Raw genomic sequence first — 25,090 nt, 5'->3', positions numbered from 1 at the left:
CCTCAGCCGCTCGCCTTCTGCGTGAGGTCGTAGAAGGTGGCCGAACCGACCGTCACCTTCTTGAAGTTGGCCTCGACCCAGGAGGTGATCTGCGAGGACGTACCGCTGCTGCTGCCGCCCATGCCGCCGCCGGATCCGCCGCTGATGAAGTAGTGGACCTTGCCTTCCTCCACGTACTTCTGGAACTGGGCCAGCGTCGGGGACGGGTCGGTGCCGTTGAAGCCGCCGATCGCCATCACCGCGTCTCCGGTGGCGAGCTGGTAGCTGGCGGCGTTCTGGGCTCCGATCGCGGCCGCGGCCCAGGTGTACTTGTCGCTGTCGGCCTCCAGCAGCTTCTTGGCCTCGTCGGTGACGCTCGCGCCGTTCAGCAGGCCGCCGACGCCACCGCCGCCGCCCATGCCGCCGTCACCGGTCTGGCCCCCGGGGCCGCCCTGCCGGCCCTGTCCCTGGCCCTGGTTCTGGGTGTTGCCGTTGCCGTTCTGGCCCGGCATGCCGCCACCCATCTGGCCGCCGCCGGGGAAGCCGTTGGTGTTGCCGTTGCCCTGTTGGTTCTGGGTGTTGCCGTTGCCGTTCTGACCCGGCATGCCGCCGCCGAAGCCACCCCGGCCACCGCGCCCGCCCATCATGGACGCGCCCGCCGGGCCCGCCGTGACGATGGAGCCGGTGTGGCCCGTCTGCAGGGTGCTGAGGGTGTACGCGGTCGGACCGGCGAGGGAGGCCACCAGGCCGACGGAGGCCGCCGCGAGGGCGAGCTGACGGTTGATCCGGCCCGCGAAGACGAGGCCGAGCGCGGCGGCCAGGCCGCCGATCAGGACCAGCCACTTCAGCCAGGGCAGGTAGTCCGAGGTGCGGTTGAGCAGGACGTACGACCAGGAAGCCGCCGCCACGACCGAGGCCGCGAGGGTGATGGAGGCCCACAGTTCGGACCGCTTCTCCCACAGCAGGCCTGCGCCCATGCCGATCACGGCCGCCATGTAGGGGGCGAGTGCGACGGTGTAGTACTGGTGGAAGATGCCCGCCATGTAGCTGAAGACGACCATGGTGATCAGCAGCGAGCCGCCCCAGACGAGGAACAGACCGCGGGTGACCGAGGTGCGACGGAACGTGCGGGTGGCGACCAGACCGGCGACCAGCAGGATCAGCGCGGCCGGCAGCAGCCAGGAGATCTGGCCGCCGATCTCGGAGTTGAACATCCGGTCCCAGCCGGTCTCGCCCCACTGCCCGGTGCCGCCGTTGCCGCCACCGCCGACGCTGCCGGTCTCCTCGCCGTTGAGGCGGCCGAGACCGTTGTAGCCGAAGGTCAGCTCCAGGAAGGAGTTGTTCTGCGAGCCGCCGATGTACGGGCGGGAGGACGCGGGCCACAACTCGACGATCGCGACCCACCAGCCACCGGAGACGACCAGCGCCGCGGTCGCGGCCGCCAGCTGTCCGAAGCGCTTCCTCACCGACACCGGCGCGCAGACCGCGTAGACGAGCGCGAGCGGCGGCAGGATCAGGAAGGCCTGCAGGGTCTTGGCGAGGAACGCGAAGCCGATCGCGACACCGGCCCACACCAGCCACTTCGTACGGCCGTCCTCCAGCGCCCGGGCCACCAGGTAGCAGGCCACGGCCATCAGCAGGGCCAGCATCGCGTCCGGGTTGTTGAACCGGAACATCAGCGCGGCGACGGGGGTGAGCGCGAGCACGGCGCCCGCGATCAGGCCGGCCGCGGCGCTGAACCGGCGGCGCACGGAGGCGTAGACGACGGCGACCGTGCCGACGCCCATCAGCACCTCGGGGGCGAGGATCGCCCACGAGCTCAGACCGAAGATCCGGACCGACAGCGCCATCGGCCACAGGGAGGCCGGGGGCTTGTCGACGGTGATGGCGTTGCCCGCGTCCAGCGAGCCGAAGAAGAAGGCCTTCCAGCTCTGGCTGCCTGCCTGGACGGCCGCGGAGTAGAAGGAGTTGGCGTAGCCGGAGGCGCTGAGGTTGTACAGGTACAGGAGGAGGGTGGCGAGCAGCAGGCCGAGGAAGGCCGGGCGGGCCCAGCGGGGGTCCTCGGGGCGTCCGCGCCAGAGTCTGCGGTGCAGGGGCTGCTTCGGCTCACCCGACTCGGGGGCCGGGACGACCGGTCCCGGCTGCTCCGTCGTCGGGGGGGCCGTGGGGGGCGGGCCCCAGGTGGCTGCCGGTTGGTCGAGGTGGGTGGTCATCGGGCGTCCCCCGGGTCGGTGTCGTGGGGGCGCACCGACTGCATTCGCATGGTGGCGTCCCTCCAGGTGCCGTCCGCGGCTTCGCCGGCGCGGAACTGGGCCGTGGTGGTGGTGCTGGTGCTTGTGGTGCTGGTGGTGTTGTTCGGGTGGATGAGCTGGCGCTGCGGCAGCGGCGCGTACGCCGGTGCGGTGGGGTGGGCCGGATACGCCGGGTGGTGCACCGGCTGGTTCACCGGGTGGTTCACCGGGTGGTGGGAGGCGACCACGGTCGTCGTCGGGTCGTCGGCCTCCCGCCGGTCCGAGAACACCCACGCGCGGAAGAGCAGGAAGCGCAGGATCGTGGCCGCGAGGTTGGCGGCGACGAGGACCGCGAGTTCGGTGGAGTGCGCGGGGTCGGTCGTCGCCGCGTTCAGGGCGACGAGCGAGCCGCTGGTCAGCGCGAGGCCGATACCGAAGACGACCAGGCCCTGCGCCTGGTGCTTGACGGCACCGCTCCGGCCGCGGACCCCGAAGGTCAGGCGCCGGTTGGCGGCGGTGTTGGCGACCGCCGACACCAGCAGCGCGAGCGCGTTGGCGATCTGCGAACCGCCGAACTGGCGGAACGCGCTGTAGAGCAGCAGGTAGAAGAGGGTGGACAGACCGCCCACCACGCAGAATCCGACGAGCTGGCGGGCCAGGCCCTTGGGCACGTCCTGGATGTCCCGGTCGCGCGGGTCGTCGCCGAAGGGGCGGGTGAGCCGGTCCAGCGAGAGGGAGCCGGTGGCCAGGGCCTTGCCGACGCGCCAGACGCCCTTGAGGTCCTCGGTCGCCGTCTTGACGATGTGCACGGTGGAGTCCGGGTCGTCGACCCAGTCGACCGGCACCTCGTGGATCCGCAGGCCCGCCCGCTCGGCGAGCACCAGCATCTCCGTGTCGAAGAACCAGCCGGTGTCCTCCACCAGGGGCAGCAGGACCTGCGCGACGTCACGCCGGATCGCCTTGAACCCGCACTGGGCGTCCGAGAAGCGGGCCTGGAGCGAGCCGCGCAGGATCAGGTTGTAGGCGCGGCTGATGAACTCCCGCTTCGGCCCGCGCACCACGCGGGAGGAGCGGGCGAGCCGGGAGCCGATCGCCAGATCGGAGTGGCCGGAGATCAGCGGGGCGACCAGCGGCAGCAGCGCGTTGAGGTCGGTGGACAGGTCCACGTCCATGTACGCGAGGATCGGGGCGTCCGAGGCCGACCAGACGGTCCGCAGCGCACGGCCGCGGCCCTTCTGCTCGAGCCGGAAGTTCCTCACCTCCGGGATCCGCGCCTCCAGCCGCCGCGCCACCTCGGCGGTGGTGTCCGTCGACGCGTTGTCCGCGATCGTGATGCGGAAGGTGTACGGGAACGTACGCGTCAGATGGTCGTGCAGTCTCTGGACGCACGGCTGGAGGTCCTTCTCCTCGTTGTAGACGGGGATCACTACGTCCAGGACAGGCGTACCGGCTGTGGCGGCCGGGAGGTGCTCCCGCGCCGGCAGGGTGCCGGGAGAAGAGTCGGTTCGCATGCCAACGACTCTCGTCAAGCGCCCTGTTGCACCCATGTGGTGGCACTGTGGTCAAGCTGTGAGTCCAGTTGCCAGTTCGTTTCGGGGGCGGGCTGGGGGACGGCTGGGGCGAGGGCGGGCAGATGCACCGTGAAGACGGTCTGCCCGGGCACGCTGTCCACGGTCACGGCACCGCCGTGCGCGGTCGCCACGGCCTGCACGATGGCGAGGCCGAGGCCGGTGGAGCCGGTGGACCGGGAGCGCGCCGAGTCGCCTCGCGCGAACCGTTCGAAGACGTGCGGAAGCAGATCGGGCGGAATGCCCTGCCCGTTGTCCTGGACGTCCACACACAGCCACGGTCCGCGTCGCTGCACGCGTGCGGTGACGGTCGTACCGGGCGGGGTGTGCGTACGGGCGTTGGCCAGCAGATTGACGAGCACCTGCTGCAGTCGCGCCGAGTCGGCGGACACGAGCGCGGGCTCGTCGGGAAGTTCGAGACGCCATACGTGGTCGCGTCCGGCGGCCCGGGCGTCGCTGATGGTGTCGATGACCAGCGGTACGAGGTCGGTCTGCTCGAACTGCAGCGGCCGGCCCGCGTCGAGCCGGGCGAGGAGCAGCAGATCCTCGACGAGGAGGGTCATCCGGCCGGCCTCGGACTCGATACGGCCGAGGGCGTGCCTGGTGTCGGGGCCGACCTCCTCGCGTCCGCGGCGGGTGAGTTCGGCGTAGCCCCTGATGGAGGCCAGCGGGGTCCTGAGCTCGTGACTGGCGTCGGCGACGAACTGCCTGACCCGCATCTCGCTCTCCTGGCGGGCGTGCAGGGCGCCGTGGACGTGGTTCAGCATCCGGTTCAGCGCGGCACCGACCTGGCCGACCTCGGTGTGCGGGTCGGTCTCCGACTCGGGCACGCGTTCGCTGAGGTTGACCTCGCCGGTGTGCAGGGGGAGCTCGGAGACCCGGGTGGCGGTGGCGGCGACCTTGCGCAGGGGGCGGGTGGCCACGCCGACCATGACGGTCCCGGCGAGACCGGCCGCGACGAGGCCGGCGACGGTGAGGCTGATCTCGACGAGGATGAGGGTGTTGATGGTGTTGTCGACGTCCGTCGTGGGGATGCCGACGTAGTAGGCGGAGCTGTCGTTGCTCGCGTACTTGACGCGGTAGGAACCCAGGCCGGGAATCTCCACCGTGTGCATCTTGCCGTCCTGGGAGACGGAGTTGAGCGCCTTCTCCTGGGCGTCCGTGAGCTCCTTGGTGCTCAGCGAGAAGTCGTCGCTGGACTTCACGCCGCGCCTGGATTCGGTGATGCTCCGGTTCACGACCTTGGCCGCGATCGTGCTGTCCGACTGCGGGCCCCTGACGACATCGTCGAGCACGTTCGTCTGCGTCTTGCCCTGCTGGCTGGGCGTCGTGGTGCTGCCCTTGGGCTGACCGAGCGGTCCGCCGAAGCCGCGGGGTGCCACGCGCGCCGCGACCTCACCCAGCCGGCCGTTCAGCTGCCCGTACAGATGGTCCCGCAAAACCAGGGTGGTGACGGTGCCGATCACCGCGCAGACCACGGCGATCAAGGTCACGGACACGACGACGAGCCGGGTCCGCAGGGTGCGCGGCTTTCCCGCTCGTCGCTTCTGCGGACGTGGCCGTCGTCGCCCGCTCATGACGCGGCGGGCTTGATCAGGTAACCGGCCCCACGCCTGGTGTGGATCATCGGCTCACGGCCGGCGTCTATCTTGCGCCGCAGGTAGGAGATGTACAGCTCGACGACGTTGGCCTGGCCGCCGAAGTCGTACGACCACACCCGGTCCAGGATCTGCGCCTTGCTGAGCACCCGGCGCGGATTGCGCATCAGGAAGCGCAGCAGCTCGAACTCGGTGGCGGTGAGGTGGATGTTCTCCCCGGCCCGCGAGACCTCGTGGCTGTCCTCGTCGAGGGTGAGGTCACCGACGACGAGTACGGAGTCGGAGCGCCGGTCGGCGGCGCCGGACCGCCGGATGAGCCCCCGCAGCCGGGCCACGACCTCTTCGAGGCTGAACGGCTTGGTGACGTAGTCGTCGCCACCCGCGGTGAGGCCGGCGATACGGTCCTCGACGGCGTCCTTGGCGGTCAGGAACAGCACCGGAACGTCCGGCAGCTCACGCCGCAGCCGCCCCAGCACGGTCAGCCCGTCCATGTCCGGCAGCATCATGTCGAGAACGACGGCGTCGGGCCGGAACTCCCGCGCGGTCTGGATGGCACCCGTGCCGTCCCCGGCGCTGCGGATCTGCCATCCCTCGTAGCGCAGGGCCATGGACAGCAGTTCGGTGATCGACAGTTCGTCGTCCACCACAAGCACTCGGACGGGGCTCCCGTCCGGCCTCAGCAGTTCGGTGCGCCCCTGGGGCGAGGTCGTGGTCATGGGCAACACCTTGTCGGTGTCCTCTTAGAGCTCTCTTTCGACAACCTGTGATTTCCCTGAGAAACTCACAGGAGCCTCTCAGGCAATGCCTGGCAACCGCTGACGCCGAGTTGACCCCGGACGGGGCGCCGCAGGTCACGCGCCCCGCTCAGAACAGGCCGTCCTGAAGAGATCTCTCCGCCCTGAACTCCCTCACCGGGAACCGGACTTCCCCACCGCCCGCCGAGGTGACCGGAACCAGCTCCCACCCCCTCATCAACCGCGTGTCCAGCACGACCACGGCCCCTTCGCCGGTCGCCAGGTGCAGGTCGGGCCCGGCGGCCGCCACCAACTCCCCGCTCACCGCGCCCCCGGCGACGAGCTCCTTCACTTCTCCGTGGGCGGCGGGCGCCGCGTCGAGCCCGAACACCCGGAGATGGTCGACGGATCGGAAGGGCGCCCGGGTCAGGGATTCCGGCCAGCCACCCAGTTGGACGGCTCGCCCGTGCAACTCCCGGAGCTCAGCGACCCGTTCCTCCTCCTCTGTCGGCAAGGCGGCCCGCACCGCCCGCTTCTCGCCGTACGGAATCCGGTCCGGCACCCGCAGAGCCGCCCGCAACAGTTCCTCGGTCCGCCGGGCGGCCATCAGCGGTCCGCCGCCCAGCCAGCTGAAACAGACCGCCCCCTGCTCCAGCAGCCGCGCCGGCCCCCGCTCGACGGCCGTGATCCCGACCTTGACGAGCCCGGGCCCGAACCACGCCAGGTACACGTGATAGGGCCGCGGATCGTCCGCGAAGGTGTCCGCGGCGACGGAGTGCGCCCGATCCAGCCGCGCACACTCCTCACACCGCGCCCCGGTACTCCTCCCCGTCACCCGGGCGCGCACCGGACACGGACACCCGCGAGCCCCGGCACACTCCCGCACGCCCCCCTCCGCGACCCCGAAGGCCACCCGTTTCCCCCAGGCCAGCGGGCTGCGACGCCCCCCGTCCCAGACCAGCACGGGACCCTCCGCCGACCATCGGAGCCCAGCGCACTTCCATACCTGTGCCATCACTCGCGAGGGTAGGGGCTGCCACTGACAACGCCATCGACCTGCCGGAGGGGGAGTCGACGAGCACTACGAGGACTACCGAGGCCTACGGGCTTACGAGGCTTACGAGGACGCGGTCTCGGGCGCGACGTCCGTCGGCACGGCCGGCGCCGCGTCCCGCCGCCCCCGCCCCCGCCCCGCGAGCCGGCATCCGACGCACTCCGGATGACCGCCCCGGGCCCCGGTGTCCCGCACCCGCATCCCCCACTCCGCCCGCGGCCGCACCCCCGGCGGCTTGCCCCAACCCGCCAGATGCAGCGCCCAGGTGACCAGCACACTCACGGCCACGACAGCGAGCCCGCCCCCCAGCAGGGCGGGGGAGACCGCACACACGCCGACGCCTGTGACGGCGGTACCCACGGCCGCGATCCCGAAGCCGGTCCAGCCGGCGACCGTATGCCCCTCGTCGTACAGATGCCCCGCCATCCGATTCCCTCACAGTCTAAGAGATTGAGATTCTTAATCTCTTACAAGGTAAGAGAAACCGAAAGCAGATAACAAGGACCCAGCACGAACCCACTGGCCCCCTCTGAACCCGCTGCTCCCCTGGGGAGCCTCGGGAGCCACGGGGAACCGACTGAAGAGGAACCAGCCCGCGATGTCAGCCACTCCGTCCCGCCCCACGGCGACCCCCGCCCAAGCGATCTCGGCCATGGACGACCTCATCGCGGTGAGCATGATCGGCCAACAGGAGATGGCCCAGCGCCTCGGCCTGAACGTCACCGACCTGACCTGCTTCGCCTACGTCCTCCAGGCCGGCGAGGACCTCCTCACCGCGGGCGACCTCGCGACCCGCGTCCACGTCACCACGGGCGCGGTCACCGGCATCCTCAACCGCCTGGAACGCGCCGGCTACGTCACCCGCCGCGCCGACCCCCAGGACCGCCGCAGGGTCCGGGTGGCCGCCGTCCCCTCCGCCGTCGCCCGCGCGTACGCCCTCTACCAGCCGTACTACGACCGCCTGAACGCCCTCTTCGCGGACTACTCCCCCGAGGAGGTCGCGGTCCTGACGGACTGGTTCACCCGAGCGACCACACTCGCGAACGCCTACCGCGAGGAACTCCGCGAGCAGGACGGCACCCCCGGCTGACCCCCCTCCCGGTGACCCGGCCGGTCCTGACTACCGCCGCCCGCCGAACTCCCACTCGTGCACCTCGATCCCGGCGTACCACTCGGGTTCCAGCAGGGCGCGCGCCGCGTCCGGCCCTTCGGCCCGCACCAACGCCGCCGTGCCCACCCACACGGCACCGTCGTCGGACAGCAACGGCCCGTACGCGATGAGCCCGTCGCGGTCGTCCGGCACATCGAGGTCCGCGGCACGTCCCGACCCGAAGCCGAGCACCAGATACCGACCGCCACCACTGCGGCCACCGGGGAACTCCCACATGGTGCGCCCCAGCACATTGCGCCACCGCCGCAGCAGCACGTCCCGGTACACCCCGGCCTGGTGGTTGGGCTCGTCGAACGCGAACGCGCGGGCGGCGGCGGAATCCGGCAGATCCACGATGTGCACGCTGCCACTGGGCGTCTCGCCGTCCTCGGCGAAGGTCGGCCCACGGGCGATCATCTCCTTCGCGTACCGGTCCATGTAGGACCAGTGCTCCTCCATCAGCTCGCCGCGCAGCGCCATGGAACCGGCCCGATCCCGGTGGTAACAGAAGAACTCCATACCGGCAGTGTCACAGCAGGCTAGCCTCCTGTCGGCTGATTGACTGCCGGTACTGCTGTCCAGCGCACGGAATGGAGACGTCGCATGCAGATCGCGGGCGTCGAGGTGTACGTGAATCACCCGGTACTGCACCTGGGCGCGACGGACTGGCCCCCGGTCCTGGAACTGGGTGACGCGCCCGCGGCGAGCTGCGACACCCATGTCGCCGTACGCGTCCGGCCCCAGTCCGGCCTCATCCGCGTACGCCTCTTCCAGGACCACGGCGACCCGGTGTCGGCCGACCCGGCCTTCACCACCGTGTTCGACGGCCGACTCCGCCTGGACGACGGCCGCCTGGCCATCGGTGACGTCGAGGGCCACACCCGCTTCGTCCGCCGGCTCGGGGACCGGGGCACCTGGCAGGTCCGGATCGCGGTGGACACCCCGGGCCGCGACGCCCGCGCCATCGACGTGACGGTCGCCCGCACGGGCACATAGCCGGAACAGGTCGACCTCGCCTTGCCGCCGCGCCGCGGGCGAACGATCACCGCGGGCCGCCGCACCGATCAGGAATCGAGAAGCGCCGGTCACCGGGCCGCGGCTAGCGTGAAGGCCATGGACATCAGCATCCACACGACCTTCCTCCCGCATGACGACCCGGACGCCGCCCTGGCCTTCTACCGCGACACCCTCGGCTTCGAGGTCCGCAGCGACGTCGGCCAGGGCAAGATGCGCTGGATCACCGTCGGCCCCGTCGGTCGGCCCGACACATCCATCCTGCTGGCGCCGCCGGCCGCCGACCCCGGCGTCACCGAGGACGAGCGCCGCACCATCGTCGAGATGATGGCCAAGGGCACCTACGGCTGGATCCTGCTGGCCACCCACGACCTCGACGGCACCTTCGAGAAGCTGCAGGCCGGCGACGCGGAGGTCGTCCAGGAGCCGACCGAGCAGCCGTACGGCATCCGCGACTGCGCCTTCCGCGATCCCGCGGGCAATCTGATCCGCATCCAGGAACTCCGCTGACCCGTTCGTCCAAGAGAAGGGGGTTCTCATGTGTCGTCCCGCGTGGAAGCAGGCCCTCACAGCGGCCCAGCGTCTGAGCGACCTCGCGCGACTGCGGCGCGTCCGCGACCGGATCGACCGGGAGTACGCGCGGCCGCTGAACGTCGAGGCGCTCGCCCGCGGCGCGAACATGTCGGCGGGGCACCTCAGCCGCCGGTTCCGGCTCGCCTACGGCGAATCGCCGTACGCCTATCTGATGACGCGTCGCATCGAGCGCGCGATGGCGCTGCTGCGCCGTGGCGACCTCAGCGTCACCGAGGTCTGCTTCCTGGTGGGCTGCGCGTCGCTGGGCACCTTCAGCACCCGTTTCACCGAACTGGTCGGCATGCCGCCGGGCGCCTACCGCCGACAGGCGGCGGACGCCACGGCGGGGCTGCCGTCGTGCGTGGCCAAACAGATGACCAGGCCGGTCAGGAACCAGGAAGCACCGAACGCCGAGCCCCAACCAGCGTGACAAGATCGCCGGAAGTGCAACGATCCCGAAAGAAGCACGACGGATCTGGAGACAGCATGACATCCGCACCGCCACGTGGGCTCGAGGAGAGGCTGCGGGACACGCGCGCGAGACTGGAGAACGACGTCGATCTCTGGGTCGCGACGCCGGGCTCCCCGGGCGTCCATCTCATCCCGCTCTCCTACCTCTGGGACGGCTCCGCGTTCCTCATCTCGACGCCGCGCGCCTCGGTCACCGGCCGCAATCTGCTGGCGGACGGCCAGGTACGACTCGCGCTCGGGCCGACCCGCGACGTCGTCATCGTCGACGGCGCGGCCGAACCGGTGGACATCGCCGACCTCGCCCCGGAGACAGCCGACGCGTTCGCGTCCAGAACGGGCTTCGACCCCCGCCAGCTCGACGAGCCCTACCAGTACTTCCTGATCCGCCCCAGGCGCATCCAGGCCTGGCGGGAGGCGAACGAACTGCAGGGCCGCACCCTCATGCGCGCCGGCCGTTGGCTGGCCTGAACACGCTCAGAACCCCCGGACCCGCTCAGACCCCTCGGAGAGGAGACCCGCGATGAACGCGGCCGACAAGACGTACGACGGTTTCACGGACGAGGAACGGGACGCGATGAAGGAGCGCGCCAAGGAACTGAAGGCATCCGCGCGCCGCGGCACCCGCTCCTCCAAGGCCGACGGGGAGAGCGAGGTGCTCGCGAAGATCGCCGAGATGCCCGAAGCGGACCGCGCCCTCGCCGAGCGGCTCCATTCCCTCGTCAAGGCCGCCGCCCCGGCCCTGTCACCGAAGCTCTGGTACGGAATGCCCGCGTATGCCAAGGCCGGCAAGGTCGTCTGCTTCTTCCAGAGCGCCCAGAAGTTCAAGACGAGATACGCCACCCTCGGCTTCAGCGACCAGGCAGCCCTCGACGAGGACACCATGTGGCCGACCGCCTACGCCCTCACCCGGCTGACCCCGACCGACGAGGAACGGATCAGCACGCTGCTCAAGAAGGCAGTGAGCTGAGGCCTGGGCCGGCGATCCGATGCCGTACTCGAAGGAATGGTGAGGGAAGCAGTGGTGATGCAGGTAGCCGTGGTCACCTTCGACGGGTTCAACGAGCTCGACAGCTTCATCGCTGCCGCGCTGATCAACCGGTGCCGTAAGGACGGCCTGGAAGCCTTCATCACGACGCCGGCGCCGGTGGTCACGTCGATGAACGGTGTCGAGGTGACCGGCCAGCGCCCGATGGAGTTCGTGACCGAAGCCGACGTCGTGCTGATCGGCAGCGGGGTGAAGACGCGTGAGGTGGTCGCCGACGACCGGCTGGTCTCCGGCCTGCGGCTCGACCCGTCGCGACAGTTGATCGGCGCACAGTGCTCCGGCGCGCTGGTGCTGGCCCGCCTCGGCCTGCTGAACGGCATGCCCGCCTGCACGGACCTGAAGAGCCGCCCCTTTGTCGAAGCCCGTGGCATCACCGTGCTGGACAGGCCCTTCCACGCCGAGGGAAACATCGCCACGGCCGGCGGTTGCCTGTCGTCCCAGTACCTCGCCACCTGGGTGATCACCCGAACGCTCGGCGAGGACACCGCACGCGACGTCCTCGACTACGTCGCTCCGGTCGGCGAGAACCAGCAGACCGTCGACCGCGCCCTGCGCGCCGTCCACACGGGCCGGGCCGCGCTGCGCTGACAGCCACAAGACGGATCGCGCCGGCGCCGTGTGCGATTGCTTGCCGTACCGGCCGGCGCGGCTCCGGTGAGCGGGTGCGGGTGGGCCGGCCAGACCGACCTCACTCCCGTCGGCGAGGAACGCGACGCGTTCCTCACGGCCCGCCGCTCGCATCGCCGTCGCAGGACACGGTCTTGGCGGACCGCGTCGCGTGGTTGGCCCTCGGACTACGACGCGCCGCCGGTTGCCGCGAGTGCGAGGAGCGCCATCTCCTCCTCCGAGAGCCGCAGCGCACCGGCCGCGACGTTCTGCGCGAGGTGCCCGGGATCGCCGGTCCCGGGGATGGCCAGTACATGTGGCCCCTGCTGCAAGGTCCAGGCCAGACGGACCTGTGCGACGGAAACCCCGTGTGCGCGGGCGACGGCACGCACCTCCTCGCTGTCCTGGGCCGCCGGACCCGCCTCGCGCCCGGAACCGGCGATCGCGAAGAAGGGGACGAAGGCGATGCCGAGTTCGCCGCAGAGGCGCAGAAGAGCCCGTTGTTCGCTCGATGCGCCAATTCCGTAGGGGTTCTGCACGCAGACGACAGGGGCGATGGCGCGGGCCTCCGTCAATTGCTCGGAAGTGACGTGGGAGAGGCCCAGGTGCCGGATCAATCCCTCGTCACGTAGTTCGGCCAACGCGCCGAAGTGATCGCCGACCGAGCCCGTCCGCCGGCTCGGTGGCACGCGCAGGTTCACCACGTCCAGGTGGTCTCGACCGAGTTGCCGCAGGTTCTCCTCCACCTGCCCACGCAACTGCGTGGGTGTGGCCCACCACCACGCGCCCGAGGAGTCGCGGCCCGGCCAGACCTTGGTCGTGATGACAAGGTCCTCCGGGTACGGTGCCAGCGCTCGGTTGATCAGCTCGTTCGCGGAACGCGTCGCCGAGAAGTAGAACGCGGCGGTGTCGATGTGGTTCACCCCCAGCTCAACAGCTCGCCGAAGCAGGGCGATCGACTGCTCGCGGTCACGCGGTGCGCCGCGGTCGAAGGGCGCGGTACCGGTCAGACGCATCGCACCGAACCCGAGGCGGTTGACGATCAAATCACCGAGTCGCCAGGTACCAGCGGCTGCGACAGCGTTCGTTCGCTGACTCATGGAAAGGGTCTCCTCCTACGGGCTGGGGCGGGAACCGATGGTCGGGCACGCGAGGCTTCGAAGCGGTTCCACCACTGCCGGGACTCGCTTGCCCGGACATGAAAAAAAGCCTCCCCGGCGGATCGCAGTCCGCACCGAGAAGGCTCGTGTGTGTCGTCAATTCAGCATGTCAGCGAGACCTCTCACCGCCGGTTCCCGATCCGGTACCGGGCCACCGGACGTGCATGTGGACGGCGTGGGGTGTCGCGCGCCTGAGGCCAGTGGACTGGCCACTCGGCATTGGGATTGCAGGGCGCTCGGTGGTGGTCAGCACTGGTCAGTGCTGCTGCCCAGCTTCGGCTGCCCCGCATCTCACAAGAACCCGTCCCTGCTGTCGTCTTGGGGGCCACGACGCCTTTCCTGCCACTGAGCCCTTTTCTCCCTCGTGAACTCGATGAGCTGCGTTCGGAATGCGAAGGCTCCGAGAAGTGCAGTGATGGCGCCGCCGACGACAACGCCAAATGCCGCGAGGAAACCCTTCATGGATTCAAATCGGTGCGACATGGTGTCCTCAACGTGCAGGGACACTGTGATGGGTGGCGTCAGCACTGCGAGAGCGCGATCCGAGTTTCCTTGATAGGTCACAACCGTCAATAGAAGTTCGTAAACTCCGGGCTCGTTTATGGAGATCCTCCAAGCCCACCTGGCCATGTCTCCTGGCTCTGCGATAACCTGCTTCGTTTGAGCGTCGGAAAGTGACTCGATTTTTACGCTCGAGCTTCCGGATGAGAGGCTCGCACTTTGCACACCGCCGACTTGGAAGTTCCGCCGCTGCGGAGGGGGCCATGGCGTTGCCTGAGCATGATCCGGGGGCCAGGTCGATGACTCGTTTTCACCTATCGCGGTCAATTCGACTTCGTATGCGAAGGAGTCTCCCACCTTCGCAACGACGTCGGTCCCGTAGGTGAGTTCACCGCTGAACAGCTTTTTGCGGTCGTCCACAATACTTGCCTGAAATTCCGCTTGGCCGTCGCCATCGGGGCCCACCGTCGCAGGCGAGCAACTGGCACCGAACGGGATGATCGCCACAATGGCGACGAGGATGAATAGGAGCGCTCCACATCCAGAGATCGCACAGCCATTCTCAACTTGCTCAGAACGTCTGACTCCAGGACGCCTCTGCTCCCCCATGAATCCCCCCGAAGGCTTCCGGCAGCCCGAACACTGTACGACCACCGTCCCGCGACGAGTGATTCTCCCGCGGCGGACAGCTCTGCGCCAGAGTTCCAGCGCATAGGCGTGTCCGACGAGTCGCAGTGCTCTATGCCGGCTTGCCCCCGACCATGGGGAGCTCGGCCGACCGCGCCTACTCGTCCCGGGCCACGCGCGAGCACCTGCGAAGCCGCGGGATCAGAGCTGTGATCCCCCACCGAACCGGGCGAGGTGGTCCTCGGGCAGCCAGTCGCGCAGCTCAGAGGGCTGCAGGGTGCAGCAGCACTTGCTCTCGATCGCATGGTCCAAACGGCCTGTACAGCAAGGGTTGGCGACAGCCTCCTTGAGAATCAGGTGCCGGAGTTGTCGACGAACCCCACGACATCGAGATACTCGATTTTGAGCGGGACACCATACATCCCCGTCACCTTGTCGACGATCTCCTCCGTGAAGAAGGCGCGGCCTTTCTCCTCGTCATCCCACAGGTAGAAGTTCCTTGCCTGAACGCCGTCTTCGTCGAGCATGAAGCTCTTGAAGCGAAGGCCGGCCATACCTTCGAACGGTCCTCGGAGTTCACCGGCAATCCTTGCGACAGTTGAACGATCGAACTTGTCGGTCTGCGTGAAAGTCACGAGCACGCCGATCATCGGGCCTCCTATCGATCAAGTGATGCTATCGGCGGATCCTAGTACACGCGGCCAGGAAATTCTGTTCCTCATGCCGCGAGTCGGAGATGCGGCTCACGGTCGGCAATGCGGGCCAGGAACGCGTCGAGCTTTGCATGGTGAACGCCTGCTCGAGCGGGCGGGTGATTCGGCGGTGCAAGGACACCTGCCTTCCCCCGCGCCCCGGCGGCCGGGCAACAGCCCTGCCTTCCCGAGCGATTGCCGATCCGGAAGAAACGGCCCAGATCCTCCGCCTGGACGAATCGCAACCCCGTGGATTCGTGAGGGATCGCCAGTTGTCCGCCGATCACTCGGGCGGTGAGACAGACATTGAAGGTTCGACGCACTTGTCGGTCATCTCCGTGCCGCCGCCAGGCAGCGCCCAGAGATGCTTGTCTCGTCGGCGCTGCAGAAGAAAGCGTCCCTCGTCGTCAGTGGCCACCGCGGACGCCGCGACGACCAAGCTGTTGGGCTTGGGGGCGTCTGGATCGCCGTAGTACTCGGTGCGTGCCATGGTCATCTTCTCGGTCTGGCGTCGCCGTCGCCCACACCGCAGTGCTCCGCTCATGCCCAACGCGCAACGCCTGGCCGTCAACCGGCGGGGCTCCACGGTGTGGGAGGTTTTCAGCCCTCGGGGCCACAACGCCGTGAAGCTCGGCTATCCGGTGGAGGCCACAGCCGACTGGCCCGCACAGCCCTGGACCGCACCGACTGTGGAAACCCTCCCGTTCCGTGGCTGTCTCGTCCACTACGAGGCCCCGGAGATCGCCCGCAGCGTACGCCCCTGAAACGCCGAAGGCCCCGGAGTGATCCGGAGCCTTCGACCTGTGTGCACTCGGCAGGATTCGAACCTGCAACCTTCTGATCCGTAGTCAGATGCTCTATCCGTTAAGCTACGAGTGCTTGTTATTCGGTTTTTCTGGCCTTCGCTCCCGGCCCTTCCGGCCCGCTCGCGGCGACAGGAAGAACATTACATGACTGCCGCCGTCATGTGAAATCCGTTTGCCATACCCCTTGTGACCTGCGGAAATGGCTCCAGAGGCCGCTCGGGCGGTCGCCCGGAACGGGGAACGACGAAGCCCCGGGCCGTGAACGGACCGGGGCTTCGGTGATCGAGCGGAGGCGGAGGGATTTGAACCCTCGATGGGCTTTAAGACCCAAACCGCATTAGCAGTGCGGCGCCATAGACCGGACTAGGCGACGCCTCCAGCACATCCCTCTCGCGTGTGTGCGAGTGGGTGCGTGCAGATGATGACACAGTCGAGCGTGCTGTCACCAATCGACGTCCACGGTACTAGGCACTCCGGCCACAGAGCAAAGGGCTTCCCGGTGCGGAACGTCGCCCGCGGCATCGCGTTAGTCGGGTCATGTCGCAGGTCACCCAGTCCAGAACCGCTCGCCGACTCGGCGCCGCCTTCGCCGTCGCCGTCGCCGCTCTCTGCACCGCGCTCCCCACTCCCGGCTTCGCCGCCCCCGCCCGAGACGTCCTCGCGCCCCCGCCCCTGCGGGAGGAGGACCAGGCCGGCGGAGATCATCTCGTCGTCACCGTCCGACGGGCGGGTGGACGGGTGGATGGGACGTTCGAGGTGTGGTGTCATCCCGGTGGCGGCACTCACCCGAACGTGTCGGGGGCGTGTCGGGCGGTGGACCGGAGGACCCGGTGGGGGCGGGACGCCTTCGCGCCGGCGCCGAGCGGCGGGGTGTGCACCCTGCGGTACGGGGGACCGGCCACCGCCCATGTCACCGGCCGCTGGGCCGGGCGGCCCGTCGACGCGACGTACGCCCGCAGCGACGGGTGCGAGATCGAGCGGTGGGATCGGATGGTTCCGCTGCTGCCGGATCTTCGGCCGGACCTTCGCCCCGCCGCGACGCCGCAGGGCGTCTGAGGCCGCCGCACCGCAGGGGCCGGGGCCGCCACCTCACCGCAGGGGTCCGGGGCCGCCGCACCGTGGAGACGTCTGTAGCCGCCACGCCGCAGGGGCTCGGGCCGCGACGCCGTAGAGGGCTGGGGCCGCCTCCGCAGAGGCCCGCGACCGCGACGCCGCGGCGCGTCCCGGGCGGTCGACCGGGTTCCGGTAGGAGGCCGGGCTCCCGGCACGGGGGCTTCGCGCACAGGCGCCGCACGGCGGATTCACCCGTCTCGTAAAACTCCCGCGAAGGTCATGCGTACGGTCACACGTTCTGTGTCACTTCGTGGTGCGACCTCCCTCTCATCCGGGGCCTTTCGGCGGACCCCAGCCCTTAGACTCCCTCGCGTGACACGCTGCGGGCCGGTTGGCAAGATGGCCCGAGCGGTCGGCAAGGTGCGGTAACAGGGAGGAAGCGACTCGTGAGCAGCAGGCCATCCCGAGGCGCTGCTCGCCTCGCAGCCATACTCGACGCGCTCCCCGACGCGTTGGTCCTGGTCAACGCCAATGGGACAGTCGTCAACGCGAACACCATCGCGCTCGAGGCCTTCGAGACTCCGGGTACGGCTCTGGTGGGGCGAGGGCTGCTCGATCTGTTGCCGCAGTTCGACTCGAAGCTGATTCCGGGGTCGATGCGGCGGCCCGACCACATGGATCCGCGGGGGCGGACCAAGCCCACCCGGATGGTCGCCCGGCGGACCGACGGGTCCGAGTTCCCCGTCGAGGTGACCAGCGCGAACCTCGAGAACGGCCAGCAGGCCTACGACGGGTACGGCTACGGCGCCGACGAGCTGCTGATGCTCGTCGTACGGGATCTGACCGGGACCGTCGACACCGAGGCCGAGCTGGCGCGCTCGCAGCGGCAGACCGAGATGATTCTGCGGGCCGCGTCCGAGGGGGTCGTGGGGACCGACACCGACGGGCGGATCGTGCTCGTCAACCCGGCCGCCGCCCAGATACTGGGTTACCGGGCCAGTGACCTCGGCGGCAAGGAGCTGCACACCCTCGTCGTGCACTCGCGCGCCGACGGCTCGCCCTTCCCGTACGACGAGTCGCCGCTCGCCGACACCCTGCGCTCCGGACGCAAGCACCGGGTGCGCGGGCAGGTGCTGTGGTCGAAGGGCGGCGAGAAGGTCTCCGTCGACCTGACCACCGCTCCCGTCCGGGACGGTGACCAGCTCGTCGGTGCCGTGATGACCTTCACCGACCGGCGGCCGTACGACGCGCTCGCCGAGGAGAAGGAAGCCGTCGAGAAGCGGCACGAGGACGAGCTGGAGCGGCTCTCCGAGGAGCACGCCTCCGACCTCACGGCGCTGCGCCAGCAGCACGTCACCGAGCTCGAGGAGCTGCGCGAGCAGCACACGGAGGAGGTCGCCGCCGCCGAGGAGCGCTACGCGGCCCTCGGCGAGCGGGAGAAGGACCGTTACGACGCGCTCGCCGGCCGGTACGACCAGCTGCTCACCCTTCTCGGGACGTCCCTGCGCGGGCCCCTGGACGAGCTGCGCCGTGAGCTGGCCGCGCTCGCCGCGGACGACGCCGGGCAGCTGTGGCCCGAGGCCAACCAGGTGCTGCACCACCTGTCCGCCGGCTACTCGCGCATCACCACCCTCATCGACAACGTCCTCGGCTACCAGCGGCTCGACACCGGCACCGAGGCGATCATCCGTACGAAGGTGATGCTCGACGCCGTCGTCGCCGCCGGTGTCGACGGGGCCGTGGAGCTGATCGGGCCGGGGCGGGTGCAGTTCGCCGTGCACGCGCCGCCCATCGAGGCCGAGGTCGACGCACGGCTCCTCGCGACCGCGCTCGCCCATCTCGTCGCCGACGTCGCGGGCGTCGACGCCACCGGCAACGCGCCCGTCTCCGCGGGCGGGTACATGGACAACACCGTGGTTGTCGCTGCCGCCCAGCGTGGGGAGGTCGTGCGGATCGAGGTGCGCGGGCCGTACGCCGGCGGAGACCCGGTGCACGAGCCGATCGTGCGCGGGATCGTGCGCGCCCACGGGGGCGTCCTGCAGACGCACGAGGTGCCGGGCATGAGCGGCAGTGCCTACGTCCTTGAAGTCCCCCTCGGGGGTGGGGCGGGGGCCGTCGCCCCTCCGGCGCCCGCCGCGCTGCCGGCCGTACCGAGCACCCCGGACGGCGGTGAGGGCGCCGAGCAGGCTCCCGGCCGTCGACGGGCCCGCCGGTCCTCCGTGGACGCCTTCCTGGAAGGTGAGGTCCCGGGCGCGGCGGAGGGCTCAGAGGCGGAGAGCTCCGCTCCCACCGGGCGACGGCGCCGGCGCGGCCCGGCCGCCGACGGGACACCGGGCGAGATGCCGGAGGTGGCCGAAGAGAGCCCCGGCGGCACCGGGCGACGGCGGGGACGTCCCGCGGAGGACGCGGGTGCCGGCGCCGGCGTGGCCGAGGGTGCCGTCGTGACCGCCGCCGAGCATGCGGCGGGGACCGCGGCCGTGGGGACCGGACTGGGCGGCACGGTTCCGCCGCAGGGCGTCCCCGCGCCGCCCGGCGGACGGCGTGCCCGGCGCGCCGGCGACGGGCAGCAGAACGCCCTGTCCCCCGCCCCTCCCGACGGCGGACAGCAGAACGCCCTGCCGCCCGCCCTGCCCGCGGTCGCCGGGGCGCCCGCCGAGGACGGGCAGCCCACCGGGCGCCGTCGGCGTGCGCTGGCCGCCGCGTCCGAGCGCGCCGCCGCGCAGGAGGCGGGGCCCCGCACGGTGTTCGCCCTGCCGCCGGCGGAGGCGGACCGGACGGCGGACGCCACGGGCGTGCCCGGGCAGGCGGAGGAAGTCGGGCCCGCCCCGGCCCCCGTTCCCGCCCCGGCTCCCGTTCCCGGTCAGGCTCCGGCGGCCCAGATTCCCGCCCAGGGCTCGTCCGAGGACGCACTGATCGACCACGGTCGGCACGACGCCGTCCCGCACGACCAGGCCGACGACCACACCCCGCCCCAGCCGCACCCCACCACCGCGCCCACCGGGCGCCGCCGCCGGGCCGTGGGCCAGCCGACGGAGGCGGCGGGCGCGGGGATGCCAGGAGTGCCGGGAATGCCCGGAATGCCGGGAGGTGTTCCGGCGCCAGGCGCGGGGGCCGCCGCGGCCGTTCCCGCCCAGGCTCAGATTCCGGGGCAGGCGCTCCCTCAGGCCGCCCAGGCTCAGGCACAGGTGCCGGCCCAGGCTCAGGACATCGCCGGGCAGCCGGCACCGGCCCATGGTGTGCAGCCCGGCGCCGCTCAGCCCGTCCCCGGCCAGCCGATCACCCCCCAGCAGGCCCTCGCTCAGCCGACCCCCGGTCAGCCCGTCCCGGCCCAGCCGATCCCCTCGCAGGCAGCCCCCGCCCAGCCGGTCCCGCCCCAGGCCCAGCCGGTCCCGCAGGGCCGGCCCGCGAACGCCACCCCCGCGCAGGGCCGGCCGCTCCCCGCCGAAGCCGTCCCCGGCCCCGCCCCGGCCGCCGTACCGAAACAGGCCGCCCCCACCCCCACCCCCAGCACGGGCACCCCCCTCCCGCCCGAAGCCCCCACGCCTCACGCGGCCCCCGTCGCGCAGCCCCTGCCCGCCGAGGCCGCGCCTCCGCTCCCCGTGGACCCGAACTCGACGCAGGGCCGGGCGATCAGTGTGCGGACGCTGGGTCAGGGTGTCCCCTTCACCCGGCAGGCCGCGCAGGTGCAGCAGGCCCAGTCCGCCGCGCAGGCCACGGCCACGCCCACCCCGCACACGCCGGGCGGTTCCGGCCGGCGCCGCAAGCTGGGCACGCCCCCCGACCCGGCCGCCCGCCCGGAGCAGACGGCTCGTCAGCACCCGTCGGCGGAGCAGCCCGTCGCGGGCCAGGCATCCTTGCCCCCGCAACCCTCGCCGACGGCTCAGTCGCTGCCCCCGCAGCCTTCCCTCTCGGGTCAGGCACCGCCGCCGCAGTCCTCCCTCGCGGGTCAGGCGCCGCCGCAGCCCTCGCCCGCCGCTCAGGCGCTGCCGCCGCAGCCGTCCCTCGCCGGTCAGTCACGGCTCGCTCCGGGAGCCACCGAGGGTGCCGGGCGGTCGTACGCGATCGGAGCGCCGGACGAGAACGCCGCCGAGGGGCCCGAGCCGCTGGACGGTCCCGGTGGCGCCGTCGAGGTGGCGGATCCGCCGCGGCCGATGCCGATGGACGACGAGCTGCCGCCGGAGCCGTTGGACAACCCGCGTCGGCTGCTGGTGTGGCCCGCGCCCGATGTGAGCACCCAGCAGGCGCTCAGCGACCGTGGCTACCGGCCCGTCATCGTGCACTCGCGTGAAGAGGTCGACGCGCAGATCGCCGCCTTCCCGGCCGCGCTGTTCGTGGACCCGCTGACCGGGCCGATCACCCGTACCGCGCTGCAGTCGCTGCGGCAGGCGGCCGTCGCCGCGGAGGTTCCGGTCCTCGTCACGGCCGGGCTCGGACAGGCGACGCGCGAGGCGGCGTACGGCGCCGACCCCGCCGTACTGCTGAAGGCCCTGGCGCCCCGGGACAGTGAGCAGCATCCGCCGCGGGTGCTGCTCATCGAGGAGCACGCGGAGATCGCGCTGGCGCTGACCGCGACGCTGGAGCGGCGTGGGATGCAGGTGGCGCGGGCGGCGAGCGACGCGGACGCCGTGACGCTCGCGGGGCAGCTGCGGCCGAACCTGGTGGTGATGGATCTGATGCAGGTCCACCGGCGACAGGCGGGCATCCTGGACTGGCTGCGGGCGAACGGCCAGCTCAACCGCACCCCGCTGGTCGTCTACACCGCCGCCGTCGACCAGGCGGACCTGCCGCGTCTCGCGTCGGGGGAGACGGTGCTCTTCCTCGCCGAGCGGTCCACCAGTGCCGAGGTGCAGAGCAGGATCGTGGACCTGCTGTCCCGCATCGGCACCAATTAGGCCCCGGCTGGCGCTGGGCTGGAGCACGACCGGCTTCGTGCACGAGTCGTGACGTCAGCTGTGCACGGGTTGGGAGAGGCACCGTCGACGTACCACGCCTCGCCCGGCGTGGTGTCGAGCGGGCCGGGCTGCTGGAGCGCCGCGCCGTTGTTGAAGGCGCCGTCGAGCCGTCCGTGCAGCTCCTCGACGCGGTCGACCGCCGCGCGGATGCTCGCACGGTCGGCGAGGTCCAGGGTGACGGCGTCGGCGACGCCTCCGTCGGCGCGGACCTCGGTGACGATGCGGTCGAGGGCGGGTGCGCTGCGGGCGGCGAGCACGACGGCGGCGCCCTCGGAGGCGAAGAGCCGGGCCGCGGCCGCCCCGATGCCGCGGCTGGCGCCGGTGATGAACACGACCTTGCCGGTGAGCAGGCCGACGGGCGAGATGTCGATGTCGTTCGTCATGACGACAGCGTGAGACCCGCCTCCAGGCCGGATACAGGCACAGGCGGTACCAGGATCCGCCGCCGCGCGGCGTGCAGACTTGGGTCATGGACAAACAGGAACTCGGGGCGTTCCTCCGCAGCCGTCGCGAGCGGCTGCGGCCGGAGGACGTCGGCCTTCCCTCCGGACCGCGACGCCGGACACCGGGTCTGCGCCGTGAGGAGGCCGCGGTCCTCGCGCACATCTCCACGGAGTACTACGTCCGGCTCGAGCAGGGCAGGGCGCCGCGGCCCTCGGGCGAGGTCCTGGCCGGGATCGCGGGTGCGCTGCGGCTCACCGACGCCGAGTCCGACCACCTCCACGTCCTCGCGGGCACCGCGCCGACCCGGGCCCGGCTGCACCGGCGCGACGTCCGCCCAAGCATCCGCGCGCTCCTCGAGCGGCTTCCGCAGACGGCCGCTCTGGTCGTGTCCGCCGCGTTCGAGGTGCTCGCCTGGAACGACCTCGCGGCCGCGCTCATGGAGGACTTCGCCGGGCTCGCCCCCGAGGACCGCAATCTCGCGCGCCGGGCATTCCTCGGGCCGACGCGGCCCGGCACGACGCTGTACGGGGTCTCGGACGCGGCCGAGTTCCGGCACCACGTCGTCATGGAGCTCCGCGCCACCCTCGCCCGCTACCCGACGGATACCGCGGTGACCGGCCTCGTCGACGAGCTCCGCGACGCCAGCCCCGACTTCGCCCGGCTCTGGGAGCGGCACGACGTACAGGCCGCGGCGATGCTCACGAAGACCTTCCGCCATCCGGTCGTCGGGGACATCACCGTCGACTGCGACACGCTCACGCTCACGGACCGCGACCAGCACCTCGTGCTCTACAGCGCGCCGCCGGGATCCCCTGCCGCCGAGGCCCTGGCTCTGCTGAACGTCCTGGGAGCCGAGGCTGCTCCAACCGCCGCCACACCACGGCCGTACGGCGGTGATCAGGCCCTACGACGGTGAAGACGGCGTACGCCGGGCAGGTGCCGCGAGGTGACCTGCCCGGCGTACTCAGGTGAACGGTACTCAGAGCGACGGCGCCCGGAGCGGACCGTCCTCAGAGCTGCGTGACCTCCAGCGAGCCCTCCGCGTACTGCCTGCGCAGCACCTTCTTGTCGAACTTGCCCACGCTGGTCTTCGGGACCGCCTCCACGATCGTCCAGCGCTCCGGGAGCTGCCACTTGGCGATCTTCCCCTCCTCGGCGAGGAAGGCGCGCAGGGTCTCGAAGTCGGCGGCGGCGCCCTCCTTGAGGACGACCGTGGCCAGCGGGCGCTCGCCCCACCTGTCGTCGGGGACGGCGACGACGGCTGCCTCGGCGACGTCCGGGTGGGACATCAGCGCGTTCTCCAGCTCGACCGAGGAGATCCACTCGCCGCCGGACTTGATGACGTCCTTGGCGCGGTCGGTGAGGGTGAGGAAGCCGTTGGGGGAGATGGTGCCGACGTCACCCGTCTTCAGCCAGCCGTCCTCGCTGAACTTGTCGGCGGGGCGGAGGGGTTCGGCGTCGGGGCCGTTGTAGTAGGCGCCGGCGATCCAGGGGCCGCGCACCTCCAGTTCACCGGCCGACTCGCCGTCCCAGGGGAGGCGTTCGCCGCCGGGGCCGGTGAGGCGGGCCTCGACGCCTGCCGGGAAGCGGCCCTGGGTGAGGCGGTAGGCGAACTCCTCGTCCGTGCCGACGACCTGGGCCGGCGGGCGGGCGATGGTGCCGAGCGGGGAGGTCTCGGTCATGCCCCAGGCGTGGCAGACGCGCATGCCCAGGTCGTCGAAGGCCGACATCAGGGAGGGCGGGCAGGCGGAGCCGCCGATGGTGACCTGGGTGAGGGAGCTGACGTCTCGCGGCTTGGCGGTCAGCTCGGCGAGGAGGCCCTGCCAGATGGTGGGGACGGCGGCCGCGTGGGTCGGCTTCTCGGACTCGATCATCTCGGCGAGCGGGGCGGGCTGCAGGAAGCGGTCCGGCATCAGCATGTTCACGCCGGTCATGAAGGTGGCGTGCGGCAGGCCCCAGGCGTTGACGTGGAACTGGGGGACCACGATCAGTGAGGTGTCCTGGTCGGTGAGCCCCATCGACTGGGCCATGTTGACCTGCATGGAGTGCAGGTAGATGGAGCGGTGGCTGTAGACCACGCCCTTGGGGTCGCCGGTGGTGCCGGAGGTGTAGCACATGGCGGCGGCGGCGCGTTCGTCCAGCTCGGGCCAGTCGTAGTCGGTGGGCTTTCCGGCGATCAGGTCCTCGTACTCGTGGATCTGCGGGCGGGCGTCCGCGAGGAGGGAGCGGTCGCCGGGGCCGGAGACGATCACGTGCTCGACCGTCTTCAGGTGCGGGAGCAAGGGCGCGAGCAGCGGGAGCAGGGAGCCGTTGACGATGACGACCCGGTCGGCCGCGTGGGCGACGATCCAGACCAGTTGCTCGGCGGGGAGGCGGAGGTTGAGGGTGTGCAGGACCGCGCCCATGGACGGAATCGCGAAGTATGCCTCGACGTGCTCGGAGTTGTTCCACATGAGAGTGGCCGTGCGCTCGCCGCCCTCGACTCCGAGGTCCTCGCGCAGGGCGTGGGCCAACTGGGCCGCGCGGGCGCCGATCTCGGCGAAGGAACGGCGGTGCGGCTCGCCCTCGCCCGTCCAGGTGGTCACCCGCGACGAACCGTGGATCGTCGTCCCATGGGTCAGGATCCTCGAGATCAGCAGCGGTACGTCCTGCATGGTGCTCAGCACGGCGTCCTCCCAGAGCGGCGTCATTGCCTGCGCGGTGTCAACGGTTGGCCTGATTCTGCGCACATACCGCGCGGTATGTCACTAGGGAGAGCCGATCGATTGTCACTGGGGGGAGACGATCGATCGGACGGCGGCGACGCCACGGTCGGAGCAGGACCTCCCGCCG

The 25,090-nt window shown here is 70.9% G+C and carries 21 protein-coding genes, 2 tRNA genes and 4 pseudogenes; 12 read left to right on the top strand and 15 right to left on the bottom strand.

Annotation, left to right across the window (positions count from 1 at the left end; translation table 11 throughout):
• Window positions 1-2: 2 nt before the first annotated feature.
• The 6 genes from ACIBVL_RS13750 to ACIBVL_RS13725 all read right to left on the bottom strand — a co-directional run bounded on the left by ACIBVL_RS13750 (window position 3) and on the right by ACIBVL_RS13725 (window position 7,590).
• Window positions 3-2,192, bottom strand: coding sequence for an ArnT family glycosyltransferase (locus ACIBVL_RS13750; RefSeq protein ID WP_399096878.1), 2,190 nt, complete (start codon window positions 2,190-2,192; stop codon window positions 3-5).
• Window positions 2,189-3,721 (bottom strand): glycosyltransferase, encoded by a 1,533-nt coding sequence (locus ACIBVL_RS13745; protein WP_399096875.1) that lies wholly within the window; start codon window positions 3,719-3,721, stop codon window positions 2,189-2,191. The genes ACIBVL_RS13750 and ACIBVL_RS13745 overlap by 4 nt, the downstream gene beginning before the upstream one ends.
• A 14-nt stretch (window positions 3,722-3,735) precedes the next feature.
• Window positions 3,736-5,355 (bottom strand): ATP-binding protein, encoded by a 1,620-nt coding sequence (locus ACIBVL_RS13740; protein ID WP_399096872.1) that lies wholly within the window; start codon window positions 5,353-5,355, stop codon window positions 3,736-3,738.
• Window positions 5,352-6,092, bottom strand: a complete 741-nt coding sequence (locus tag ACIBVL_RS13735) for a response regulator transcription factor (protein WP_062701118.1) — start codon at window positions 6,090-6,092, stop codon at window positions 5,352-5,354. Before ACIBVL_RS13735 ends, ACIBVL_RS13740 begins: the two co-directional genes overlap by 4 nt.
• A 148-nt stretch (window positions 6,093-6,240) precedes the next feature.
• Entirely contained in the window at window positions 6,241-7,125 is an 885-nt protein-coding gene (locus ACIBVL_RS13730; protein WP_399096869.1) for a DUF2797 domain-containing protein, read from the bottom strand.
• A gap of 102 nt (window positions 7,126-7,227) precedes the next feature.
• Window positions 7,228-7,590: an HGxxPAAW family protein gene (locus tag ACIBVL_RS13725; protein ID WP_399096866.1), complete on the bottom strand. Its 363-nt coding sequence runs from the start codon at window positions 7,588-7,590 to the stop codon at window positions 7,228-7,230.
• Between the two features lie 172 nt (window positions 7,591-7,762).
• On the opposite strand from ACIBVL_RS13725, the gene ACIBVL_RS13720 reads away from it, so the two are divergent.
• Complete coding sequence (locus ACIBVL_RS13720; RefSeq protein WP_399096863.1) at window positions 7,763-8,254, top strand: MarR family winged helix-turn-helix transcriptional regulator; 492 nt, start codon at window positions 7,763-7,765, stop codon at window positions 8,252-8,254.
• Between the two features lie 30 nt (window positions 8,255-8,284).
• Here the strand turns inward: ACIBVL_RS13720 and ACIBVL_RS13715 are convergent, their stop codons facing one another.
• Entirely contained in the window at window positions 8,285-8,833 is a 549-nt protein-coding gene (locus ACIBVL_RS13715) for a YciI family protein (protein WP_399096860.1), read from the bottom strand.
• Between the two features lie 84 nt (window positions 8,834-8,917).
• Between ACIBVL_RS13715 and ACIBVL_RS13710 the strand changes: the two genes are divergently transcribed.
• From ACIBVL_RS13710 to ACIBVL_RS13685, 6 genes are all read left to right on the top strand, one after another.
• Window positions 8,918-9,310, top strand: a complete 393-nt coding sequence (locus ACIBVL_RS13710) for a hypothetical protein (protein ID WP_399096857.1) — start codon at window positions 8,918-8,920, stop codon at window positions 9,308-9,310.
• Window positions 9,311-9,427: 117 nt separating this feature from the next.
• Window positions 9,428-9,838: a VOC family protein gene (locus ACIBVL_RS13705; protein ID WP_399096854.1), complete on the top strand. Its 411-nt coding sequence runs from the start codon at window positions 9,428-9,430 to the stop codon at window positions 9,836-9,838.
• Window positions 9,839-9,866: 28 nt separating this feature from the next.
• The gene (locus ACIBVL_RS13700) at window positions 9,867-10,331 is read left to right on the top strand and encodes a helix-turn-helix transcriptional regulator (protein ID WP_399096851.1); all 465 of its coding nucleotides are present in this window, start codon (window positions 9,867-9,869) and stop codon (window positions 10,329-10,331) included.
• Between the two features lie 56 nt (window positions 10,332-10,387).
• Window positions 10,388-10,840, top strand: a complete 453-nt coding sequence (locus ACIBVL_RS13695) for a pyridoxamine 5'-phosphate oxidase family protein (RefSeq protein WP_399096848.1) — start codon at window positions 10,388-10,390, stop codon at window positions 10,838-10,840.
• Between the two features lie 52 nt (window positions 10,841-10,892).
• The gene (locus ACIBVL_RS13690) at window positions 10,893-11,339 is read left to right on the top strand and encodes an iron chaperone (RefSeq protein WP_399096845.1); all 447 of its coding nucleotides are present in this window, start codon (window positions 10,893-10,895) and stop codon (window positions 11,337-11,339) included.
• Between the two features lie 57 nt (window positions 11,340-11,396).
• Window positions 11,397-12,005: a DJ-1/PfpI family protein gene (locus tag ACIBVL_RS13685; RefSeq protein ID WP_399096842.1), complete on the top strand. Its 609-nt coding sequence runs from the start codon at window positions 11,397-11,399 to the stop codon at window positions 12,003-12,005.
• Between the two features lie 206 nt (window positions 12,006-12,211).
• On the opposite strand, the gene ACIBVL_RS13680 is transcribed toward ACIBVL_RS13685, so the two are convergent.
• Entirely contained in the window at window positions 12,212-13,123 is a 912-nt protein-coding gene (locus tag ACIBVL_RS13680) for an aldo/keto reductase (RefSeq protein WP_399096839.1), read from the bottom strand.
• Window positions 13,124-13,474: 351 nt separating this feature from the next.
• A complete protein-coding gene (locus tag ACIBVL_RS13675; RefSeq protein ID WP_399096837.1) occupies window positions 13,475-14,293 on the bottom strand; it encodes a hypothetical protein in 819 nt (272 codons plus the stop codon).
• Window positions 14,294-14,457: 164 nt separating this feature from the next.
• On the opposite strand from ACIBVL_RS13675, the pseudogene ACIBVL_RS13670 reads away from it, so the two are divergent.
• Window positions 14,458-14,556 (top strand): annotated as a pseudogene (locus tag ACIBVL_RS13670) (IS5/IS1182 family transposase); the annotation flags it as partial.
• Window positions 14,557-14,664: 108 nt separating this feature from the next.
• Here ACIBVL_RS13670 and ACIBVL_RS13665 read toward each other — a convergent pair.
• Window positions 14,665-14,961: a hypothetical protein gene (locus ACIBVL_RS13665; protein ID WP_399096834.1), complete on the bottom strand. Its 297-nt coding sequence runs from the start codon at window positions 14,959-14,961 to the stop codon at window positions 14,665-14,667.
• Between the two features lie 260 nt (window positions 14,962-15,221).
• Window positions 15,222-15,493, bottom strand: a pseudogene (locus ACIBVL_RS13660) (NUDIX hydrolase); the annotation flags it as partial.
• Window positions 15,494-15,545: 52 nt separating this feature from the next.
• On the opposite strand from ACIBVL_RS13660, the pseudogene ACIBVL_RS13655 reads away from it, so the two are divergent.
• Window positions 15,546-15,686: pseudogene (locus tag ACIBVL_RS13655) on the top strand (protein kinase); the annotation flags it as partial.
• Between the two features lie 123 nt (window positions 15,687-15,809).
• Here ACIBVL_RS13655 and ACIBVL_RS13650 read toward each other — a convergent pair.
• Both ACIBVL_RS13650 and ACIBVL_RS13645 read right to left on the bottom strand, forming a co-directional pair.
• Window positions 15,810-15,882, bottom strand: a tRNA-Arg gene (locus tag ACIBVL_RS13650).
• Window positions 15,883-16,096: 214 nt separating this feature from the next.
• Window positions 16,097-16,187: transfer RNA gene (locus ACIBVL_RS13645), tRNA-Ser, on the bottom strand.
• 159 nt (window positions 16,188-16,346) lie between these two features.
• Here ACIBVL_RS13645 and ACIBVL_RS13640 point away from each other — a divergent pair.
• Together ACIBVL_RS13640 and ACIBVL_RS13635 are read left to right on the top strand one after the other, a co-directional pair.
• A complete protein-coding gene (locus tag ACIBVL_RS13640; protein WP_399096831.1) occupies window positions 16,347-16,865 on the top strand; it encodes an SSI family serine proteinase inhibitor in 519 nt (172 codons plus the stop codon).
• A gap of 443 nt (window positions 16,866-17,308) precedes the next feature.
• Window positions 17,309-21,754 carry a PAS domain-containing protein gene (locus ACIBVL_RS13635; protein ID WP_399096828.1) on the top strand — a complete coding sequence of 1,482 codons (4,446 nt, stop codon included), beginning with the start codon at window positions 17,309-17,311 and terminating at the stop codon, window positions 21,752-21,754.
• Window positions 21,755-21,852: 98 nt separating this feature from the next.
• On the opposite strand, the pseudogene ACIBVL_RS13630 reads toward ACIBVL_RS13635, so the two are convergent.
• Window positions 21,853-22,197 (bottom strand): annotated as a pseudogene (locus tag ACIBVL_RS13630) (SDR family NAD(P)-dependent oxidoreductase); the annotation flags it as partial.
• An 86-nt stretch (window positions 22,198-22,283) separates the two neighbouring features.
• Here ACIBVL_RS13630 and ACIBVL_RS13625 point away from each other — a divergent pair.
• Window positions 22,284-23,174, top strand: a complete 891-nt coding sequence (locus ACIBVL_RS13625; protein WP_399096824.1) for a helix-turn-helix transcriptional regulator — start codon at window positions 22,284-22,286, stop codon at window positions 23,172-23,174.
• Window positions 23,175-23,268: 94 nt separating this feature from the next.
• Here the strand turns inward: ACIBVL_RS13625 and ACIBVL_RS13620 are convergent, their stop codons facing one another.
• On the bottom strand, window positions 23,269-24,948 hold the full coding sequence (locus ACIBVL_RS13620) for a long-chain fatty acid--CoA ligase (protein ID WP_399096821.1): 1,680 nt from the start codon (window positions 24,946-24,948) through the stop codon (window positions 23,269-23,271).
• Window positions 24,949-25,090: the final 142 nt, after the last annotated feature.

Origin of the sequence: Streptomyces sp. NPDC049687 (assembly GCF_044465285.1) — a bacterium.
Taxonomy (GTDB): Bacteria; Actinomycetota; Actinomycetes; order Streptomycetales; family Streptomycetaceae; genus Streptomyces.
This window is presented reverse-complemented; position numbering and strand designations above follow the sequence as displayed.

Coding starts and splice junctions, on each gene's coding strand:
- ACIBVL_RS13750 (WP_399096878.1), bottom strand. CDS start 2,192: ATGACCACCCACCTCGACCAACCGGCAGCCACCTGGGGCCCGCCCCCC.
- ACIBVL_RS13745 (WP_399096875.1), bottom strand. CDS start 3,721: ATGCGAACCGACTCTTCTCCCGGCACCCTGCCGGCGCGGGAGCACCTC.
- ACIBVL_RS13740 (WP_399096872.1), bottom strand. CDS start 5,355: ATGAGCGGGCGACGACGGCCACGTCCGCAGAAGCGACGAGCGGGAAAG.
- ACIBVL_RS13735 (WP_062701118.1), bottom strand. CDS start 6,092: ATGACCACGACCTCGCCCCAGGGGCGCACCGAACTGCTGAGGCCGGAC.
- ACIBVL_RS13730 (WP_399096869.1), bottom strand. CDS start 7,125: ATGGCACAGGTATGGAAGTGCGCTGGGCTCCGATGGTCGGCGGAGGGT.
- ACIBVL_RS13725 (WP_399096866.1), bottom strand. CDS start 7,590: ATGGCGGGGCATCTGTACGACGAGGGGCATACGGTCGCCGGCTGGACC.
- ACIBVL_RS13720 (WP_399096863.1), top strand. CDS start 7,763: ATGTCAGCCACTCCGTCCCGCCCCACGGCGACCCCCGCCCAAGCGATC.
- ACIBVL_RS13715 (WP_399096860.1), bottom strand. CDS start 8,833: ATGGAGTTCTTCTGTTACCACCGGGATCGGGCCGGTTCCATGGCGCTG.
- ACIBVL_RS13710 (WP_399096857.1), top strand. CDS start 8,918: ATGCAGATCGCGGGCGTCGAGGTGTACGTGAATCACCCGGTACTGCAC.
- ACIBVL_RS13705 (WP_399096854.1), top strand. CDS start 9,428: ATGGACATCAGCATCCACACGACCTTCCTCCCGCATGACGACCCGGAC.
- ACIBVL_RS13700 (WP_399096851.1), top strand. CDS start 9,867: ATGTGTCGTCCCGCGTGGAAGCAGGCCCTCACAGCGGCCCAGCGTCTG.
- ACIBVL_RS13695 (WP_399096848.1), top strand. CDS start 10,388: ATGACATCCGCACCGCCACGTGGGCTCGAGGAGAGGCTGCGGGACACG.
- ACIBVL_RS13690 (WP_399096845.1), top strand. CDS start 10,893: ATGAACGCGGCCGACAAGACGTACGACGGTTTCACGGACGAGGAACGG.
- ACIBVL_RS13685 (WP_399096842.1), top strand. CDS start 11,397: ATGCAGGTAGCCGTGGTCACCTTCGACGGGTTCAACGAGCTCGACAGC.
- ACIBVL_RS13680 (WP_399096839.1), bottom strand. CDS start 13,123: ATGAGTCAGCGAACGAACGCTGTCGCAGCCGCTGGTACCTGGCGACTC.
- ACIBVL_RS13675 (WP_399096837.1), bottom strand. CDS start 14,293: ATGGGGGAGCAGAGGCGTCCTGGAGTCAGACGTTCTGAGCAAGTTGAG.
- ACIBVL_RS13665 (WP_399096834.1), bottom strand. CDS start 14,961: ATGATCGGCGTGCTCGTGACTTTCACGCAGACCGACAAGTTCGATCGT.
- ACIBVL_RS13640 (WP_399096831.1), top strand. CDS start 16,347: ATGTCGCAGGTCACCCAGTCCAGAACCGCTCGCCGACTCGGCGCCGCC.
- ACIBVL_RS13625 (WP_399096824.1), top strand. CDS start 22,284: ATGGACAAACAGGAACTCGGGGCGTTCCTCCGCAGCCGTCGCGAGCGG.
- ACIBVL_RS13620 (WP_399096821.1), bottom strand. CDS start 24,948: ATGACGCCGCTCTGGGAGGACGCCGTGCTGAGCACCATGCAGGACGTA.